Consider the following 19,331-nt stretch of genomic DNA (forward strand, 5'->3'; position numbering starts at 1 on the left):
TCCTCCTTCACCGATTGTCGTCCATTTCAAAATTACTGATCAAACATGCCGGTGCGACCTTCTTGCAGGTTGACCACGACTGATTTGGTTTGGGTGTAGTGGTTCAGCACTTCATGGCTGAATTCGCGGCCGAACCCGCTCTGCTTGTAACCGCCGAGCGGCATGTTAGCCTTGAGATTATAGTAGCGGTTGATCCACACCGTGCCGGTTTCGAGCTTGCGGGCAATACGATGCGCGCGCGCAAGGTCGCGAGTCCAGACACCACCGGCAAGCCCGTAGGTCGTGTCGTTTGCCGCTTTCATCATATCATCCTCGTCCTTCCAACTGATCACGCTGGTGACCGGGCCAAAAATCTCTTCACGTGCGATACGCATCGAGTTGTTGACGTTGGTAAAGACCGTCGGGCTGATGAAGTGCCCATCGGCAAGATTGTCGTTACGGCTGCCGCCGGTCAGAACGGTGGCCCCTTCTTCAGTCGCCAGTTCGAGGTAGCTTACGACCTTGTCCATCTGCATCTTTGACGCCTGCGCACCGAGTTGAGTGGCGAAGTCGAGCGGGTCGCCTTGGCGAATGCCTTCGAGCGCGACCTTGAACTTGGCAAGGAACTCCTCCTGGATCGCTTCATGCAGGAACAGTCGCGAACCGGCGAGGCAAACCTCGCCCTTGTTCAGGACAGTTGACATGGTGGCGCTTTCCACCGCAGCGTCAATATCGGCATCGGCACAGACGATGTGCGCAGACTTACCGCCCAGTTCGAGCGTCTGCGGGATGATATTGGTGGAAGCGTATTGCATGATCCGGCGGGCAGTCGCCACCGAGCCGGTGAAGGCGACCTTTCGAACGTCCTCGTGGGTCACAAGCGCCTCACCGACGTCGGCACCGTAGCCAGTGACCACGTTGATCACGCCGGGGGGCAGAAGATCGGCCATTTCCACGAAGAATTCGATCACCGAAAGGCAGACCGTCTCCGCAGGTTTAAGCACAACAGTGTTACCCGAAGCGAGGGCTGGCGCGATCTTGCAGGCCATCATCAGCATCGGCACGTTCCACGGGATAATCTGCGCGCAGACCCCCAGCGGCTCGCGGTGAACGATGCCGACGGCATCGGGATAATCCATAGTCTGGCCATGCAGGCCGTAAGCGGCCCCCGCGAACAGTTCGAACTGACCAATTGCCTGCGGCATGTCGAAATGCATCGATTCGCGGATCGGCTTGCCGTTGTTTAGCGTCTCGAGAGTCGCATAATGCTGATGCCTCGCCTTAAGCCGGCGGGCGACCTCAATCAAAATTTCCTGACGTTCGGCAGGCGAGCTTTCGGACCACTTGGGGAAGGCAGCCTTGGCAGCGGCCACCGCACGCTGGATATCTTTCGCGTTGCCAGCCTGAATCTTGGTCAGCACTGCCCCGGTGGCAGGATTAATCAGATCGATCGTCTTTCCGCTATCACTGGAAATCCATTCGCCGCCGATAAAGTGACCGTATTCGGTCTTGATTCCGTATTCGTTGGTATCACTTTTCAAATGTGTAGCCATTGCATCTCTCCTTAGACTTCATCAAATTTCGATCAAAAGGTCGCTCACCGGAAACACTCTGCAAGCGAGGGCAAAGCCCGCTTCCCGTTCTGTCTCCGAAATCTTCGCCGTGCTCATCTTGCCGGTCCGGTAATCACCATCGACAACCCTGATTCTACAAATTCCGCACCCGCCGCCCCGGCAACCAACACCGATATCGCTCGATCCGCCTCGTTCCATGGCGAGCAAGACACGCTCGCCCTCACCGCAACTGAATTCCCCGCCGCCGACGATCTGGATCCGGTGTGGTCCGATCATCACATTATTCCTTCTTTGCTGCCTTTGCTGCCGCCTTAGCCGCAAAGGATTGTCCGCCCACCGCGAAATGGCCGCTCGGCATCTCGCGCAAGATGATCCGCACCGAATCTCGGGGAGCACCGATCGACGTGACCGCGGCATCGGTCAGAGCCTGGATCAACCGCTCCTTGGCATCCGGGGGTCTACCCTCGAGCATGTTGACCTCGATGATTGGCATTTACGCCTCCACCTGAAACATTACGGCACCAAGCCCCTGGATGCTCGTACGGACGGTTTGACTAGGCGCCAGATTAGGCGCAGCGGTTATTCCGCCGGCCATCACAATATCGCCAGCGGAAATCTCTTCGCCCGCCTCGGCGACCAACCGCGCTGCCGCCACCAGCGAACGCAGCGGATGTCCAAGAATGGCTGCGGTCGAGCCAACCTGCGTTACTTGCCCGTCGATTTCGAGGATTACGCCAAGATTGGAAAAATCCATAGTCGGATCGTTCCAGGAACCGATTACCAGGCCGGACGATGAGGTGTTGTCAGCGATAACATCGGACAGCGCGAACTTGAAGTTCTCATACCTGCTGTCGATGATCTCCATTGCGGGAGCGATCGCCTCGACTGCCGCCAGCGCTGCTGCCGCCGTGACCTTGCCCGCCAGGGGTGCCTTCATCAAAAAGGCTACTTCTGGTTCAACCCGCGGGTGCACAAACCGCGCATATGACATCGCCGTGCCTTCTTCGATCAACATGGCATCGGTTAGCCGGCCCCAAGCAACTTCATCAACACCCACCTGCAGCATCTTGGCCCGGCTCGTCAGACCCATCTTGACTCCAATTCGGCGTTCCCCGCGGCCGAGGCGGTGATCGACCGACAGCTTCTGGACCAGATAGGCATCCGCCACGCTCAGATCGGGGTCGGTATGCGTGAGCTGGGGCGTTGCGCGCGCATGAAGCGCCGCGCTGTCCAGAATTTCCGCGTATCGTTCAAACTTGTCCATTGCCATCGCCTATGCCGCCCGGGCGGAAACGAGATCGAGCGCAACATCGACAATCATGTCTTCCTGCCCGCCAACCATGCGCCGTTTACCCAGTTCGATCAGAATTTCGCGGGTGTCGAGACCGTATTGTTCGGCGGCCTTTTCCGCGTGACGAAGGAAGCTTGAATAAACGCCGGCATAACCCAGGCTCAGAGTCTCGCGGTCGACCCGCACCGGGCGATCCTGAAGCGGACGGACCAGATCTTCCGCTGCGTCCATCAGCGCCATCACGTCGCATCCATGGTTCCAGCCCTTTCGGTCGGCCGCAGCTACGAACACTTCGAGCGGAGCATTGCCCGCCCCCGCGCCCATCCCCGCGAGGCTGGCGTCGATCCGTACCGCCCCTTCCTGGGCGGCAACGATCGAATTCGCGACGCCGAGCGACAAGTTGTGGTGGGCATGCATGCCGCGCTGGGTTTCCGGCTTGAGCACACGGTCGTAGGCCCGCAGCCGCTCGCGCACACCGTCCATGTCGAGCGCGCCGCCGCTGTCGGTCACATAAACGCAGTGCGCGCCGTAGCTTTCCATCAGCAAGGCCTGCTGGGCCAGCGCCTCGGCGTCGATCATGTGGCTCATCATCAGAAAGCCCGATACATCCATACCAAGGTCGCGGGCGATACCGATATGCTGCTTGGCAACGTCCGCCTCGGTGCAATGGGTCGCGACCCGCACCGAGCGAACGCCCAATGCGTAAGCACGGCGAAGCTCTTCGACAGTGCCGATGCCAGGCACCAGCAGCGTGGTCAGCACCGCCCGTTTGATCACGTCGGCTGCCGCCTCGATCCATTCCCAGTCGGTGTGAGAGCCAAAGCCATAATTGAATGACGTGCCGTTGAGGCCATCGCCGTGCGACACTTCGATGGCGTCGACACCGGCATCGTCCAGGGCTTTGGCGATCGTGCGGACGCTGTCTGTGCCGTACATGTGAAGAATCGCGTGCATCCCATCACGCAGGGTAACATCCTGGATGTAGAGCTTGTCGGTTTTGGGATTGAAGGTCATGCTGCCACCTTTGCCAGGTTTTGCTGCGCGAGCCGCTCGCCGGCCGCCTTGGCCGCGGCGGTCATAATGTCGAGATTGCCGGAATATTTGGGCAGGTAATCGCCTGCTCCCTCTACTTCGAGGAAAACGCTGGTCTTGAGACCAACGAATTCGCCATAGCCGGGAATTTTCAGCGGATGGTTGGAGCCGAACCGTTCGAACTGCACCTCCTGCTTGAGGCGATAGCCGGGGACATAGGACTGGACGGTCTGCACCATGTCCTGCACCGACTGGCGGATCCTGTCCTCGTCAACCTGGTCGGTCAGCGTGAAGATCGTGTCGCGCATGATCATCGGCGGCTCAGCCGGATTGAGAATGATGATCGCGCGCCCGCGGCCCGCACCGCCGACGATCTCGATCGCCTTGGCCGTGGTCCGGGTGAATTCGTCGATATTGGCGCGGGTTCCCGGTCCAGCAGAGCGTGATGAAACCGATGCGACAATCTCTGCATAATGGACCGGGGTCACGCGCGATACCGCTGCGACGATCGGGATGGTCGCCTGACCTCCGCAGGTGACCATGTTCACATTGCGGATTTGATCGTCGAGCGCATTATCGACCGGAGGCACGAAAAACGGCCCCAAGGCTGCGGGCGTCAGGTCAACTACCAGCTTGCCGTCCTGCTGCAGCGCGGCATCATGCGCCTTGTGGGCGTAAGCCGAGGTCGCATCAAAGACGATTCCGATCTCCGAATAGGCCGGAAGCTTGCGCAGCCCCTCAATTCCCTCGTGGGTGGTCGTCACCCCGCGTTCGCGGGCCATCGCCAGTCCCTCGGATGCCGGATCAATGCCGACTACTACGGCGAGTTCGAGCACGTCCGAACCCTTGAGCAATTTGATCATCAGGTCAGTGCCGATATTGCCTGAGCCGATAATCGCACATTTCATTTTAGCCATAGGTTTGTCTTTCATCCAATCTTCAGTTGCCGTCGGCGGCGAATTCTGCGCGAACTGTTCCAACTCCGTTGATTCTTGCCTCGACAACCTCACCGCGGTTCACGCCGGCCATCGGACCGAGCGCACCCGACAGGATCACGTCGCCTTCAAGCAACGGCCGACCGACACGCGCCATCACCTGCGCCAACCACAAGGACGCGGTGATCGGGCTGCCCAGGCAGGCGATCCCGGCGCCGACCGAAATGGGTTCGCCCTTGATCTCCATCACCATACCGCATTCGCGCAGGTCTAGCCCGTCAAGCTTGCGCGGAACGGCACCCAGCACGAACAGTCCGCTGGAGGCATTATCAGCTACGGTATCCCAAATACGAATGTCCCAGTTGGCCACCCGGCTGTCGACGATCTCGATCGCCGGCACGACATATTCCACCGCGCAGATCATTTCGGCGGTAGTCAGGTCCGGATGCGGTAGGTCGCGGCCGATGACAATCGCGATCTCGGCCTCGACCTTGGGCTGAATCACCTGATCAAGCGAGATCGGCATGCCTTCGGGCACGTCCATATCGGCAAACAGCATGCCGTAATCGGGCTGGTCGACACCAAGCTGCCGCTGGACCGCGAGCGAGGTGAGGCCGATCTTGCGGCCTACCAGTCTTCGTCCGCTGTCGACATAGTGCCGGGTATTGACCTCCTGCACGGCATAGGCCGCATCCACGCCGCCCGCCGATATGAGATCGCGAACCGGCGCCACGGGTTTTCCGCTTATCGCGGCACCGCGCAATTGTTCGGCGGCTTGTTGAATGACCTTAGGGTCGATGTTGGTTTCTGTAGTCATGGTTTCAGAGTTTCACGCAGATGTTTTCAGTTTCAGTGTAGAATTCGAGGCTGTGAACACCGCCCTCCCGCCCAATGCCGGAATGGCCTGATCCGCCGAATGCGGTGCGCAAATCGCGCAGGAACCAGCAATTGACCCAGCACACACCCACTTGCATCGCCGCCGCCACCCGGTGCGCGCGCGAGATATTTTCGGTCCATACGGTCGCGCACAGTCCGTAGTCGGTGTCATTGGCCAGCGCGATGACCTCGTCTTCGCTGTCGAAGAGGATCAGGCCGCAGCATGGACCGAAGATTTCCTCGCGCATCACCGTGCTGTCATGAGCTAGGCCGGTCCACAGCGTTGGCTCCACGTAGAAGCCGCCCGCCTGATCGCCATCGACTTCCGGAACGCCGCCGCCAGTGACAACCGTCGCCCCTTCTTCCACTGCTTTCGCGTAATAGCCGAGTACCTTTTCGCGGTGCTCTGCGCTGCTCAGCGGCCCAAGGTAGGCCGGATCGTCTATGGCACCGGGCTTGAATGCCTGCGCCGCTAGCGTCATCCGCCGGACGAATTCATCAAACAGCGGTCGCTCGACATAGACGCGCTCAGTGCCGAGGCAGACCTGCCCGGTGTTGAGGAAGACCGAGCGCGAGAGGCCCTCGATCGCCTTGTCGAGATCAGCGTCGGCGAAGACGATCGCCGCGTTCTTGCCGCCGAGCTCGAAAGACACGTCGCGAACCCCGATCGCAGCCTTCTGCATGATCGCCTGGCCAGTCCCGGTCTCTCCGGTAAAGGTTATGGCGTCCACATCCTTGTTGCTGGTCAGATATTCCCCGGCCGAGCTCTGGCCGAAACCATGAACCACGTTGTAAACGCCTTCGGGCATCCCCACCTCGTTCATTACTTCGCCCAGAAGCGCCGCCGTGCGGGGTGTCTCCTCCGACGGCTTGATCACCACGGTGTTGCCGCAGGCCAGAGCCGGTCCAACCTTCCAGGTCATCAGCAGCAGCGGGAAATTCCACGGGCATATCACCGCAATCACGCCCTTGGGCTTGCGCACGGCGTAGTTGATCGCTTGCCCTCCATCAGGTGTCGGCGTGGTGAAGGATTCGTTTGGCATCGTTGCGATGACATCGGCGAACATCCGGAAATTTGCCGCACCACGCGGAATGTCGATATGCGATGCCACGTGACGGGGCTTGCCGGTATCGACGACCTCCGCCTCGAGAAAGTCATCGGAACGGCGCTCAATTTCGGCGGCGACTGCGACGATCAACTTGACCCTTTCGGCCGTTGTCATCTTTCCCCACGGACCGTTAAGCGCCGCCTTGGCCGCCGCCACCGCGTCGGCCACGTCGGCTTCGCTTGCTTCATGAACTGTGCCGATCGTTTGTCCGGTTGCCGGGTTGACGTTGGCAAAGGTCTTGCCCTGGCTGCCCTTGCGAAAGGAACCCCCAATGAAATTGAGAATGGTGTCGGTAACCGGTCGAGACGTTTTGCTAGTCATTTGATTACTATTGTTCCAATGAATGGGGGCACCAGGCGTTTAATGTTGCGCCCCGCCGATTGCGGAGAGGCCGGCGTTGGAGCAGGCAATGTCGATTTCTTCGGACCCACCCGATACGCCGATCGCGCCAACGAATTCGCCGTCAATTACGATCGGCAATCCTCCGCCAAACATCACAATTCCCGTTCGTGCGGTTAGCCCGGTGCTCAACGCTGGATTGCCCGAAACCATCTTGTACACTTCAGGCGTCGGAACTCGGAAGCTGGCGGCGGTATAAGCCTTGTCCTGGGCAATTTGCGATGAGGGGAAGGGTGTGCCGCTCGCGCGAAGCAAAGCCACCAACTCGCCGCCTGCCCCGATGACTGCTGCAGCAACCGGGCAACCGGTTTCGTCGCCCTTGGCGAGAGCGGCCGAAACCGCTTGCGCAGCCAAGCCATGTCCGATTGTCCTGATTGTCACTAAACCGTCCATTTTCAGGTGTTTACCGTCATGAAGCGGTCAGTCAGCACCTTTTCATAATAGAAAATCGCCTTGCCCGCATTCTCCGCCTGCCACATGCGGCGCGGGTTGTCGGGATAGTAGAAATAGCCGCCGCTGAACGTCTCATTGCGGTTGCCCGACGGGTCGAAGAAATAGATCGTCTGGCCGCGAGTGATCCCGTGGCGCGTCGGGCCGATATCGAGCGAGATATCGTAGCGACTGATAATGTCAGCCGCGTGCCCAACATCGTGCCAGGATTCGAGGTTGAACGAAGTGTGGTGGATCCGACTATCTTCCGGATAGCCGAGAAAGGCGACATCATGGGCCTTGTTGCTGCATGAAAGGAAGATGCCGAGACGTGCCCCCGTACTTTCGTCGACCAGTTCCTCGGTGACCGAGAAGTCCAGAGCTTCGACGAAAATCTTGGCGCTCGCGGAGATATCCACGCCGTTTAGCGCACAGTGATCGAAACGCGTCGCGCGCATGCCGCGCGGTTCGGCTATCCAGACATCAGGATTACGGACCGCCGGCCCGGTTTCGGACAGCTCCATTTCAGCGTATAGGTCAAACACATGCGCGGTTGGGGTATTGAAGCGGATCTTACGTCCGACACCGGGATCTTCACCGGCGGAAATGACGTCTACATGCACACCGCAGTCGAGCAGGCGTTCAGCGAAGTGATCAAGATCGGAGTCTTTCGCAACCTTGAAACCCATTCGGTCGAGTCCGGCCGTATCTGCCTCGCGCAAAATGATACTGTGTCGGTCGAATTCGTCAAAAGCCTGGAAGAAGGCCCGACCGCCCTCGACGCTGACGAGATTGAGACCAATCCGGTCGCGGTAATGTTTGATGGCCTCGTCGAGGTCAAGAACCCGCAGTTGCACGTATCCAGGACGAATTACTCCAGTTACAGCCATTTCATCTCTCCTTGCTCAGTCAGCCCTTGAGGCCGCTAGTGAAAAATTCAGACACCATTCGGTTAAAACTGGCCATACGCTCGATCTGAACCCAATGGCCGCATTCGCCAAACACGTGCAGGTCCGCACAGGGCAGCAGATTTGCCAAGCGCACGCTCGACTCAAGCGGAATGACCTGATCGGACCGGCCATGCAGGATCAGCGCCTCCTGCTGCAGCGCGGCAATATCTTCTTCGCGGCTTGCCAGCATCGCAATATTGCGCTGACGGTCTGGGCCGCCGAAGGTGGTATGATATGGTGCATGCGCACCCGGGCGGACGCTTGCCTCGTATCGTGACTGGACCAGATCGTCAGTTAGCCTGCTGTGATCCCAGGCAAGATACTTGAGCGAGGAGCGCATGGCCTCGACCGAGGGCTCGTAGCCCCAGACTTCATCCAGCGCCGGCGTGATCGGGAATTCAAGACCGGCCGGCCCCATCAATACTGCGCGCTCGACCCGATCGGGATGGGCGATCATGAACGCGAGGGTAATGCCGCCACCGAACGAATTGCCCACCATCGACACTTTGTCGATGCCAAGGTTGTCGAGCAAAGCCACCAGCTGATCAACCCAGATCTGTTTGTCTTCTATGCGGCCCTTGGAATCGGAATAACCAAATCCGAACATATCCGGCGCAATCACCCGGAACCGCTTAGCGAGTTCGGGCATATTGAGCCGCCAGTTGGCCCAAGCGGTGACACCGGGCCCCGAGCCATGGACTAGTAAAACCGCCGCGCCTTCGCCGACATCATGATAATTGGTTGCACAGTTATCCATAACCAGCGATTTGCCGATCTCGGCGCGTGCGACTTCATTCGAACCGGTGATCATATCTCTCCCGAACTTTTTTATGTTGGCTCCGGTAACCCCGACGAATCTTGTTCCCGGAAGAACCCGACTCGCCCGGATTTACTCCTAAAGACCAAATTTGTTATTGCACCAAAAAAAATGCATTTGCAATAGGCCAAAGATTTGCAACCGTCGCAATTGTTCTCCACGGTGTGAGCGAAGAAAATTTAGATGAGGCCTTCTGCCTTGAGAGCTGCTCCCACAGAGGGCCGCTGCGCTATCTTGCCAGCAAAAGCGCCTAGGGCAGGATAAGCTGCCATGTCGATGCCGACATGAGCGGGCCAACTGAGGATCACGAACAGGTAGATATCAGCGACGCTAAACGCCTCGCCCACATAATGGTCCTTGCCAGCGATTTCCTGATCAAGTCCGGCCAGAAGATCTTTCACGGTCTTGGTCGCTGCAGCCTTGGCCTCGTCCGTCGTGCCAGGCGTGAACAGCGGGACGAAAGCCTTGTGCAATTCCGAAGACAGGAAGCCGAGGCGGCTCAGCAGCTGGTAGCGCTCGAGGCTGCCCTCACGCGGAGCCAGGCCAGCTCCGTCATTTTGATCGGCGATGTAGAGTAGAATGGCCGGATTCTCGGTCAGGGTCTCACCGGTGCTCAGAGCCAGCGCCGGCACTTTACCCGCGCGATTGACGGCAAGAAAATCGTCCCCGGCGTCGGTCTTGCGTGAGCCGAGATCGACCTTGACGGCGTCGAAGTTAGCGCCGGTTTCATAGAGTGCAATGTGCGGGGCGAGCGAGCAGGCTCCTGGGCTATAGTAAAGCTTCATTGATTGTTTCCTTGGTTGTGGTTGTCGAATGGTTCGCGCCTCAAATGGGCGTTGCCAGCAGGGTGGCGATGCGATGCGTATCATAGACGCAGGTGCGGCTTACGAGCTTGGCAGAGCCTTCAGCCACAAATAGTTTGTCGATGTACTTCCCGGCGTTATAAATCCGCGTTTCTCCGTCATTGCGCGTTTGCAGCACGGCATAGCTGGCCTCTGCAGACACCATGTTGCCGTTGACCGGGGTAATCACTGCCCGCGAAATCAGGTGGCGGCTGAAGTGCTCAGGGAATACATTGGCTTGGCGTAAAGCCACTACCCGGTCGACCAGCATACCCTTGCTGTCGCAATACATGACCGCAGCCGGCAGGCCGTTGTCAACATTCTCGCGTGCAATCACCTGATAGAGGCAGTCCTCCACAAAGAACTCGGGCCACTCCTCGAGCCGACCGTCATCAAGGCATAACCCGTAAGCAGCGTTCAAGGAATCGACGAAGCCTTGCAGAGCGGGATCGACCAGGTTCATGCGGGCACCTCCACGGCAGAAGTGGGCAGGGCATCACCCATCAATTCCAGATACCCTTTCCAGAATCCGCGCACTGCGTTTTCATCCATACCCATCGGCGCGTAATATCCGCGTACATCGTCCCCGCCCATTTCGATGAAATTGTACTTGCCTTCTGCCCCAACGGTGCCTTGCTGGCAAAGTTCGACCGCCTCTCCGTCTTCCATCGAGATCAGCCCTGATGGACCAACAAGATTCAGGTTTCGCAGCCGGTGCCGGGTTGTTTCCTCATCATCGTCGGCATATCCGAAATAGGTCCAGACCAGCTCTGTCTTGTCAGGGCCATGCGTCACGATCTGACGAGTCGCCAGCGTGTTCTGGATCTGCTGGAGCACCACGTTCGGGAACAGCGACTGGATGTGCAGCCCGATATCGTCGTCGATTTCCGGCCGGAATTGCAGCAGTCTGTCATCCTGCAGTTTCGTGGCACTCTGCATTTCGCGATTGGCTTCGTCGCCGAACGACGTGTAGTCGATGTCGCCATTGGGCTTGGATACGGTAAAGACGTTATGGAAACCCTGCTCGGCAAGTTCACCTGCGCTTTCCTGGCTTTGACGATAGATGCCGAAAGTTGGGTAGAACAGATGCAGCAAGGCGCCGTGATAGCTATCCCGGCTGTTTTCGGAATAGAGCTTCCAATTGCCCGCCATATACTGCCGCGCATAGCCCAATAGTTTGATCGGGCGATGGAAAACCCGGTCGATATATTTGCGCATCACGGGACCAAGAAAATCCTCAAGTGGTTCTATCTCAGACGCAAACGTCCCAAACACCATCCCCTTGTAGCTTTCCACCCGCAGCTTTTCGAGTGAGTGATTGGCTGGATCGAATTCCTTGTCATAGCCCCCCACACCCTTCATTCCGCGCCGGAAAGGCACGCCCACCAGCGCTCCTTCGGCATCGTAGGCCCACTGATGGTAGACACAGACGAAAGCGCCATCGGCCTGGTTGCCGCGCAGCGAGCGGCACACGGTCGCCCCCTTGTGCGCGCACCGGTTAACCCAAGCGAAAATTTTGTCTTCCTGCCCGCGCACCAGAACCACGGGTGTTTCACCGACAAAGCTCGCCCGAAAATCCCCCGCATTGGGAATTTCTGCTTCTAGTCCTAGGTAGCACCAGATGCGACCTTTGAAGACATTGCGCTGCTCCGCAGCGAAGACTTCCGGGTCGTGATAGACCTTATAGTCGACCGCTGTGGGAATAGATTGCTGGGCCTCGACCCGTAAGTGAGAATTCATTTCGCTTCTCCTTCAAATCCCTGTCCCGATGCGAGCCGTCCACAGGTGCGCATCGCGCTCAGCATCATCGCCGCATCCGCCTTGCCTGAACCGACAATGTCGTAGGCAGTGCCATGGGCGACCGACATGTGGAGATAGGGCGGCCCCATCATGATTACGCAGTTGCCGGAAAATCCCCAGGTCTTGACAGCAATATGGCCCTGATCGTGGAACATCGCGAGGACCATGTCGTAGCGGCCTTCGATGCACTGACGGAAGACTGAATCCGGCGCGACCGGTCCTTCGACGGCAATCCCCATGGCCTTGGCCCGCTCGACACCCGGTGCGATGGCCAGCCGCTCCTCATCGCCCATGGCGTGGGGATTAAGCCCGGCAACCGCAATGCGCGGTTTGGCAATGCCCCACGACTGCATGGCATCATTCACCTGACCGATGGCCTTGGCCACCAGATCAGCCGATATGACATCGATCACCTGACGCAAGGACATATGATCGGTCAGATGCGCGACCCGCAAGGGGCCGGTCAGCAAAACGAGATAGCTCTCGCCGGGCGTGGGGCTGATAACCTTGTCCAGCTTGCCGGCCATCTTCAGCGAATCGGTGCTGATAGGTCCCATGATCGTCGCCGCGAAGGATCCGTCCCGCGCCAGCGCATCAAGCTCATCAAGCCACTGCGCCGTCGCGTGCCCCGCAGCCTCGGTGTCTTCGCCCAACGGCAGGACCCCGGCCGGCAAAGCACCTGTGTCGATCACATCAATCACGCCCGGATCGTCACTGGGCGTCTCGAGAGACTTCATGGCACGCACGCGCGCTTTGACCCCAGTCATGTCGATGGCCCGCTCCACGGCCGCAGACGACCCGACCAGAACCGGGACCGACACTTCGTGAACTTGCCCGCTCGCAAGTGCCTTGACCGTGACTTCGGGTCCAATTCCGGCAGGATCGCCAATCATTGTTCCGACAATTTGCCGGGCGCCTGGTGAGACCATTGGCCGGTCAGATGCTGTAGACATCGAGCATGGTCCTTGCGACGTCGTTGATTACGATCGTCTTCTTGCGTTTGATTACATAGGAATCGGCTTCCGGCAGGAGGTCGTATTGGGCCGATCCGCTGTAGACGGTGACATCTCCTTCAAGCACGGAGGTCACGGTCCAAGAAGTTCGCACCTGCAAGGCAACGTCCGCCTCCTCTACCGATAGAAGGCTAAACATATGCTGTGTGCGCGGAGCAGGCGAGCTGGCCGAGGACCGGCCAGTCCGGATGCGAAACACCCGATCTTCCAGACCGCCCCGGTTATGATAATAGATCAGCGAGATTTCACTTTGCGGATCGGCAGTCAGTCGCTCGCTGTCGTCCCAGGCAGGCACCCAATATTCGGCATCCTCGTGGTAGAGCGCGAGCCAGCAATCCCAGTCCTTCTCGTCGAGCGCCTGGGCCTCTCGCCCAAGAAAACGCCACACCGAGAGCCATCTTGCGTCCACGTCGCTCACGAAATCACCTCCTTGTCCCCAAAGGCCATCAGTTCAGCGCTTTCGCGATCGATCGCCGCATTCATGCGGTTCGCCCACTCATCATGGATTGCAACATAAAGGCCTTCGTCGGCTACGGCGGGACTGCTGAGGACGGCGTCCACACCCAGTCCTGCACCGAAATGTCCAGCGTCCTTCTCCCATCTGGGAGCGCCGCGCGACATGTCGTTCATTCGGCCTTCGCCTCTGGCGAAACCGGTCTGGCAGTTGTTGAACTCGGTCAAATCGTCGGGAGTCGCCATTCCGCTGGCGTTGAAAAAGTCTTCATATTGCCTAATCCGCAAGGCGCGGGCCTCCGAACTTTCGCCAACAGGCGCGATGCAATAGGTCGTGACTTCCGTCTCATCAACCGACACCGGGTGAATGATTCGAATCTGGCTGCTGGTCTGGTCCATCAGGAACACGTTGGGAAAAAGCTGAAGGTTGCGGATCCGTTTGTTCATCCACAACGCTTTTTCCTCCCCGTGGTTGGCTGTTAGCCAGTCGAGCACCTCGAAATTCGGTCGGTCCTTGAAATTGGCATAGTCAGCCCACAGGACCGTATGGCCATTCTTGAAAGAGAACGAGCCGCCATCCTGCCGATTGAAATTGGCAAAATCGATCGCCTTGGTATCGTTTTTCGATTCGCCCTGGACACGCCGTTGAACGGTCATGAAGTAGTTGGCGTGGACGGTGCTGACGTGGTATCCGTCCAGACCGTTTTCAACCTGCATCTTCCAGTTGCCCTGATAACGATACCGGGTCGCGCCAGGGATTACCTCAAGCTCTCCGCTTTGGGATTGATCGACAAGCAGGTCGATGAACGCCTTGGACCCGGCAAGATAATCCTCAAGTGGCAAGACGTCGTCGGAAAGGCTCGCGAAGATGAAGCCGCGATAGCTTTCAAGGCGCGCAATTTGCGGCAAACCGAAATCAGACTTGTCGAAGCCAGGCGCATAGCCGCCCGCCGCTTCTTCCGTGACATCAAGCAAATCACCTGCCGACGAATAGGTCCATCCATGAAACGGGCACATAAAGTTCTTTTTATTGCCAGCCTTCTCACGGCAGACACGGGTGCCCCGGTGTGCGCATGCATTGACCATTCCGCGAAGAACCCCCGCATTATCACGCGTGATAATGACAGGCACTCTGCCGATCTTCGTCGTAAGAAAATCATTCTTCTTGGCGACTTGACTCTCATGCGCGACGAACACCCAGTTGCATTCGAAAACATATTTGAGCTCGAGCTCAAATATGTCGGGGTCGGTGAAGGAGGCGCGGTCAACCTGGTATACGCCGCGCGTCTGGTCCTTGACCAGCCAGGATTGTAGCCGGCCCCGTAGGACCTGCAAGTCGGCAATGCGCCCATCCAGCTTTTCCGTCGCATTCATGTCTGATCTCTCCCGGATATCATAGATTCTAGTCAGATGCCGCGCCCGAAATCCCTAGTCCCGATGAACTTCCCACGCCCGCGTCACCGGAAACGCGGAGAAGCCATCGAACAACGAATCGACCTGTCAGCTTAACCATCGGCTTCATACACCAAGAATTTATTATATGCAACGTATTGCACAGTGAGAAATCTTAGGCTATGAGACCCACAGAATCGGATGGTCGAAATCGCAAAAATGGCGACGCCGGTTTCGTTGGACAGAACGTTCAAGGCTAAAGATTTAGGGGAGAATCAGTCAATGTCATCGGTCACCGAACTTGGATACTTGGGCTTGTCTGTTACGGACCTTGATGCGTGGCGCGCCTACGCAAGTCAGGTTGCCGGAATGGAAATCGTTGATGAAGGCGAAGCCGATCGTATCTACCTGCGCATGGATCTGTGGCATCATCGCATTGCGCTGCACAAAGGTGACACTGACGATCTGGCCTACATGGGCTGGCGGGTTGGTGATCCGACCGAGTTCGAGGCGATGGTCGAAAAGTTGACCAGCGCCGGAGTCGATGTGACAATTGCGAGCGAAGGCGAAGCGCGTGAGCGCCGCGTTCTTGGCCTCGCCAAGCTGCTCGATCCCGCGGGGAACCCCACCGAAATATTCTACGGCCCGCAAGTGGATGCCCACAAGCCCTTCCACCCCGGACGGGCCATGTTCGGCAAGTTCCTCACTGGATCGGAGGGGGTAGGTCACTGCATCCTGCGGCAGGATGATGTCGAAGCCGCGGCCGCGTTTTACCGTCTGTTGGGACTGCGCGGATCGGTTGAATACCAATTGCACCTGCCCAACGACATGGTTGCCTCCCCGTACTTCATGCACTGTAACGAGCGGCAGCACTCTGTCGCATTCGGGCTCGGCCCGATGGAAAAGCGCATCAACCATCTGATGTTTGAATATACCGAACTCGACGACCTCGGGCTCGCCCACGACATCGTGCGCGAGCAACAGATCGATGTCGCGCTTCAGCTCGGCAAGCATGCCAACGACCAGGCTCTCACCTTCTACTGCGCCAACCCCTCTGGCTGGCTGTGGGAATTTGGCTGGGGTGCCCGCAAGGCTCCTTCCCAGCAGGAATTCTATACCCGCGACATTTTCGGCCACGGTAATGAAGCCGAGGGATACGGCATGGATATTCCTCTCATGTGAGAGGGGCTTTGGATCAGTTGTTACACTAAATATTTCAGAGGATTACATAGCACAATGTTAAATAAGATACGCCTTTGCCCAGTTGCCGACGTCAAGGACGGCGAACCGGTCGGCGTGTTTCTGGATGACCTGCCGGCGCTTGCTGTTTACAATGTTAACGGGGACATCTACGTCACCGACAACATGTGCACCCACGGAAACGCCATGCTGACCGATGGGTACCAGGATGACGGCATCATCGAATGTCCGTTTCATGGTGGCTCGTTCGATATTGCCACTGGGGCGGCAAAGGCCTTTCCTTGTCAGGTTGCAATCAAGACTTACTCCGTCACAATCGACGACGAGTGGGTTTGGATCGACCAACCGGACGGAGTGGCCTGAAATGGACCCGACCATTTTCGAGCGGATTCGCTTGCAGCAGCTTGCAACCGAACTCAACGCCATCCACGCCGAGTGGATAGATGATGATCGACTTGAGGAATGGCCAGAGCTGTTCGCAGACGATTGCATTTACAAGGTTATCGCGCGCGAGAACCATGAGCGCAATCTGAGCCTCTCGGCGATATTTTGTGACAGCAAGGGCATGCTGGTCGACCGCATCATATCGCTGCGCAAGGCAAATATCTTCCCGGTCCACAGCTATCGCCATATCCTTGGGCCTACCCGCATCGTGTCAGAACATGAATTAAAAGTCACGGCACAAACCAACTACGCCGTATTCATGACGCGCGCGGACGGGCACACCGAAATATACAATGCTGGGAAGTATATTGACGAGATCGATTGCAGCGGAGGCCACCCTCTTTTTATATCGAAGGTTGCTGTTTTTGACACAAATGTCATCGATACAATGATGGTTCGTCCAATCTGATCCTTATCATGGAAATTTAGTTATGGCAGAAACAACGCTTAAAAACAGAGAGTCTTCAGAAACGGCGGATGTCGCTGGCTACCGTGTACCTTATCGGGTATTCACCGATCCGGAATATTATCAGCGAGAGCAGGAGAGCATCTTTCAAGGTGAAACCTGGTCTTTCGTTGCCCTGGAAGCGGAAGTTCCAGAGCCTGGAGACTTCAAGTCGACCTTCATTGGTGAGACCCCGGTAATAGTTACCCGAGGCAGCGACGGAAAAGTCCATGTCGTGGTTAACCGCTGCGCCCACCGCGGTGCCTTGGTCTGCCGCGAGATACGCGGCAACCGGCCCACTCTGGAATGCGTATATCATCAGTGGGCCTATGATTTGGAAGGCAATCTGATCGGGGTTCCGTTCCGGCGCGGGCTTAAGGGTCAGGGCGGCATGCCGGGCGACTTCGACATGAAGCAGCATGGTCTCAAAAAGCTGCGCGCAGATTCTGTGGGCGGGCTGGTCTTCGCCAGCTTCTCGCAGACTGTAGAGCCGCTGCGTGACTTTTTGGGGCCGATCGTGATCGAGCACATCGAACGTATCATGTGCAAGCCGATCAAGGTTCTTGGAGACCAGCGCCAGCATGTTCACGGCAACTGGAAGCTTTATGCGGAGAACACCCGCGATCCTTATCACGCGAGTTTGCTCCACCTGTTCCATAATACTTTCGGGCTCTACCGCTCCACACAGACGGGCAAGAGCGTGATGGACGCGAGCAAGCGCCATTCGCTGCTTTACTCGATTGCCTCTAGTAACGACGATGCCGCAGATAAGCAGGCCTATGGGGATTCTCGCACCTTTGACACCGAGTTCAAGCTGCAGGACATGTCACTCCTGAAAGGCAGGCAGGAATTCGACGATGGTGTGACCCTCGTCATCCTTGCCGTGTTCCCGAACCTGGTGCTCCAGCAAATCCAGAACACTCTAGCGGTAAGGCAGATCGTAACCAAGGGCACCGATGGCTTCGAGCTCGTCTGGACCCATTTTGGCTACGCTGATGATGATGCCGAGATGCAAGCGATCCGGACAAAGCAAACCAACCTGATCGGTCCGGCCGGGCTGGTCTCTATGGAAGATGGCGAAGCGGTCGAGATCGTGCAGAGAGCTATCATAGGCGAACACGACGCGGCATCTTACATCGCCATGGGCGGCGGTCGCCCGGATGATGCGGACCATCTGGTCACCGAAGGCGCCATCATTGGGTTCTGGCACAACTACGAGAAGCTGGTGGGCTACGGAACCATGCCATGACCAGAACGATCGATTTCTATTTCGATTTCATCAGTCCCTTCAGCTACCTCGCACAGTTGAAGTTGCCGGACCTGGCCCACAGGACCGGCTGTACAATCGAATATTGGCCGATCGACATTCCGGAGGCAAAGATTGCCGCTGGCAACTATGGCCCGTCCAACCGTGAAGTTGCGCCGAAAATAGAGGTCATGATGGCCGATCTCGAGCGTTGGGCAGTCAAGTACGCGGCACCATTGAAATTTCCCGCGAGCTTCGCCTGCGCGGACTGGAACTGTGCGGTGCTTTACGCCCGCAGCCAGGGCCAGGCCGAAGCATTTGTTACAGCGGCGTACCACAGAATCTGGGGACTCGGGACCGATCCTGGTGATCTCAACGAGCTGCGCAGTTGTGCCGACGAAGTCGGACTCGACGCCGATGCATTGTGCGAATTCATCGCATCGCCAACCGGCCAGAGCGAATATCGTAAGGTGCGCGCTCAAGCCTACCAAAGAGGCGTATTCGGCGCGCCGATGATGTTTGTCGATGATCAGATATTCTGGGGCAACGATCGCCTTGATTTTCTCGAAACTTACCTGCTTGTTAACCAATAATATAGTTTAGAATGGGAGGGGTTGTTATGGCAAGAAAGGGACTTAGAACGTTCGCGATAGCTTGGTGTGGTTCTGCCCTTGTCATTGGCGCTCCCTGTGCTTGGACGCAAGTAGCTAAGGCCGGACAACCCGCAGAACAGGCTGATCTCTCGGTCCTCGCCGACATCGGCGTTACCGCTATCCCTCGCGAGGCAGAGTTGCAGGATGTTGTGACTGCTCTCGCCGGCGATGCGCATGCTTCGGCGGATGTATCTACGGTGCGCACTCTCACTCAAGTCGTGCCCGCCTTTGTCGGTAGCCGCAACATGGGCGTGTTTCAGCCGGTCGTTCGCGGCGTCGGCTCAACCGGCATCGCGATAGGGACGAACCGAACATCGCCACCTATGTGGATAGCGTCTATCAGACTGAATCGGCGGCGACCTCGATAGATCTGTGGAGGTGGAACGGGTTGGAGGCAGTCGACCGCCGGGTTTTACGAGCCTTACCGCAAAGTCGGTGTGACATTCGAAACA

At 57.7% G+C, this 19,331-nt stretch carries 23 protein-coding genes; 6 read left to right on the forward strand and 17 right to left on the reverse strand.

Translation table 11 applies throughout. The annotated features are described in order from the left end of the window. Window positions 1-32 precede the first annotated feature (32 nt). From V7676_RS14480 to V7676_RS14560, 17 genes are all read right to left on the reverse strand, one after another. Window positions 33-1,532, reverse strand: coding sequence for an aldehyde dehydrogenase family protein (locus V7676_RS14480; RefSeq protein ID WP_335660402.1), 1,500 nt, complete (start codon window positions 1,530-1,532; stop codon window positions 33-35). A gap of 21 nt (window positions 1,533-1,553) precedes the next feature. Beyond that, complete coding sequence (locus tag V7676_RS14485) at window positions 1,554-1,829, reverse strand: 2Fe-2S iron-sulfur cluster-binding protein (RefSeq protein WP_335660403.1); 276 nt, start codon at window positions 1,827-1,829, stop codon at window positions 1,554-1,556. Window positions 1,830-1,833: 4 nt separating this feature from the next. Further along, window positions 1,834-2,046, reverse strand: coding sequence for a 2-hydroxymuconate tautomerase (locus V7676_RS14490; protein ID WP_335660404.1), 213 nt, complete (start codon window positions 2,044-2,046; stop codon window positions 1,834-1,836). Next, a complete protein-coding gene (locus V7676_RS14495; protein WP_335660422.1) occupies window positions 2,047-2,817 on the reverse strand; it encodes a 2-keto-4-pentenoate hydratase in 771 nt (256 codons plus the stop codon). Window positions 2,818-2,826: 9 nt separating this feature from the next. Further along, window positions 2,827-3,858, reverse strand: coding sequence for a 4-hydroxy-2-oxovalerate aldolase (dmpG, locus tag V7676_RS14500; protein WP_100093378.1), 1,032 nt, complete (start codon window positions 3,856-3,858; stop codon window positions 2,827-2,829). After that, window positions 3,855-4,793 carry an acetaldehyde dehydrogenase (acetylating) gene (locus tag V7676_RS14505; RefSeq protein WP_335660423.1) on the reverse strand — a complete coding sequence of 313 codons (939 nt, stop codon included), beginning with the start codon at window positions 4,791-4,793 and terminating at the stop codon, window positions 3,855-3,857. Before V7676_RS14505 ends, dmpG begins: the two co-directional genes overlap by 4 nt. Before the next feature lie 22 nt (window positions 4,794-4,815). Further along, on the reverse strand, window positions 4,816-5,628 hold the full coding sequence (locus V7676_RS14510; protein ID WP_100093377.1) for a 2-keto-4-pentenoate hydratase: 813 nt from the start codon (window positions 5,626-5,628) through the stop codon (window positions 4,816-4,818). Window positions 5,629-5,632: 4 nt separating this feature from the next. Then, complete coding sequence (locus V7676_RS14515) at window positions 5,633-7,117, reverse strand: 2-hydroxymuconic semialdehyde dehydrogenase (protein WP_335660405.1); 1,485 nt, start codon at window positions 7,115-7,117, stop codon at window positions 5,633-5,635. Between the two features lie 39 nt (window positions 7,118-7,156). After that, window positions 7,157-7,576, reverse strand: coding sequence for a GlcG/HbpS family heme-binding protein (locus V7676_RS14520; RefSeq protein ID WP_240616891.1), 420 nt, complete (start codon window positions 7,574-7,576; stop codon window positions 7,157-7,159). Window positions 7,577-7,590: 14 nt separating this feature from the next. Then, on the reverse strand, window positions 7,591-8,514 hold the full coding sequence (locus V7676_RS14525) for a catechol 2,3-dioxygenase (protein WP_335660406.1): 924 nt from the start codon (window positions 8,512-8,514) through the stop codon (window positions 7,591-7,593). Window positions 8,515-8,533: 19 nt separating this feature from the next. Beyond that, window positions 8,534-9,385, reverse strand: a complete 852-nt coding sequence (locus V7676_RS14530) for an alpha/beta fold hydrolase (protein ID WP_100093373.1) — start codon at window positions 9,383-9,385, stop codon at window positions 8,534-8,536. Window positions 9,386-9,570: 185 nt separating this feature from the next. Continuing rightward, window positions 9,571-10,176 (reverse strand): glutathione transferase GstA, encoded by a 606-nt coding sequence (gene gstA / locus V7676_RS14535; RefSeq protein WP_100093372.1) that lies wholly within the window; start codon window positions 10,174-10,176, stop codon window positions 9,571-9,573. A gap of 40 nt (window positions 10,177-10,216) precedes the next feature. Then, window positions 10,217-10,696 carry an aromatic-ring-hydroxylating dioxygenase subunit beta gene (locus V7676_RS14540; RefSeq protein WP_100093371.1) on the reverse strand — a complete coding sequence of 160 codons (480 nt, stop codon included), beginning with the start codon at window positions 10,694-10,696 and terminating at the stop codon, window positions 10,217-10,219. Further along, a complete protein-coding gene (locus tag V7676_RS14545; RefSeq protein ID WP_100093370.1) occupies window positions 10,693-11,973 on the reverse strand; it encodes an aromatic ring-hydroxylating dioxygenase subunit alpha in 1,281 nt (426 codons plus the stop codon). Before V7676_RS14545 ends, V7676_RS14540 begins: the two co-directional genes overlap by 4 nt. Further along, complete coding sequence (locus tag V7676_RS14550) at window positions 11,970-12,926, reverse strand: PdxA family dehydrogenase (protein ID WP_335660407.1); 957 nt, start codon at window positions 12,924-12,926, stop codon at window positions 11,970-11,972. The genes V7676_RS14545 and V7676_RS14550 overlap by 4 nt, the downstream gene beginning before the upstream one ends. Window positions 12,927-12,969: 43 nt before the next feature. Continuing rightward, the gene (locus tag V7676_RS14555; protein WP_100093368.1) at window positions 12,970-13,464 is read right to left on the reverse strand and encodes an aromatic-ring-hydroxylating dioxygenase subunit beta; all 495 of its coding nucleotides are present in this window, start codon (window positions 13,462-13,464) and stop codon (window positions 12,970-12,972) included. Further along, window positions 13,461-14,873 carry an SRPBCC family protein gene (locus tag V7676_RS14560; RefSeq protein WP_100093367.1) on the reverse strand — a complete coding sequence of 471 codons (1,413 nt, stop codon included), beginning with the start codon at window positions 14,871-14,873 and terminating at the stop codon, window positions 13,461-13,463. The genes V7676_RS14555 and V7676_RS14560 overlap by 4 nt, the downstream gene beginning before the upstream one ends. Window positions 14,874-15,173: 300 nt before the next feature. On the opposite strand from V7676_RS14560, the gene bphC reads away from it, so the two are divergent. Genes bphC through V7676_RS14590 form a run of 6 tightly spaced genes read left to right on the forward strand, consistent with a single transcriptional unit; the run spans window position 15,174 to window position 19,247 of the window. After that, on the forward strand, window positions 15,174-16,073 hold the full coding sequence (bphC, locus tag V7676_RS14565; RefSeq protein ID WP_100093366.1) for a biphenyl-2,3-diol 1,2-dioxygenase: 900 nt from the start codon (window positions 15,174-15,176) through the stop codon (window positions 16,071-16,073). A 54-nt stretch (window positions 16,074-16,127) separates the two neighbouring features. Next, entirely contained in the window at window positions 16,128-16,454 is a 327-nt protein-coding gene (locus V7676_RS14570) for a non-heme iron oxygenase ferredoxin subunit (RefSeq protein WP_100093365.1), read from the forward strand. A 1-nt stretch (window position 16,455) separates the two neighbouring features. Beyond that, window positions 16,456-16,944, forward strand: a complete 489-nt coding sequence (locus V7676_RS14575; protein ID WP_100093364.1) for an aromatic-ring-hydroxylating dioxygenase subunit beta — start codon at window positions 16,456-16,458, stop codon at window positions 16,942-16,944. A gap of 22 nt (window positions 16,945-16,966) precedes the next feature. Then, entirely contained in the window at window positions 16,967-18,229 is a 1,263-nt protein-coding gene (locus V7676_RS14580) for an aromatic ring-hydroxylating dioxygenase subunit alpha (protein ID WP_100093363.1), read from the forward strand. Beyond that, a complete protein-coding gene (locus V7676_RS14585) occupies window positions 18,226-18,819 on the forward strand; it encodes a 2-hydroxychromene-2-carboxylate isomerase (RefSeq protein WP_100093362.1) in 594 nt (197 codons plus the stop codon). The genes V7676_RS14580 and V7676_RS14585 overlap by 4 nt, the downstream gene beginning before the upstream one ends. A gap of 26 nt (window positions 18,820-18,845) precedes the next feature. Beyond that, the gene (locus tag V7676_RS14590; protein WP_335660408.1) at window positions 18,846-19,247 is read left to right on the forward strand and encodes a hypothetical protein; all 402 of its coding nucleotides are present in this window, start codon (window positions 18,846-18,848) and stop codon (window positions 19,245-19,247) included. Window positions 19,248-19,331 lie beyond the last annotated feature (84 nt).

The sequence above is a fragment of the Parasphingorhabdus sp. genome (assembly GCF_036963805.1).
In the GTDB taxonomy this organism is placed as follows: domain Bacteria; phylum Pseudomonadota; class Alphaproteobacteria; order Sphingomonadales; family Sphingomonadaceae; genus Parasphingorhabdus.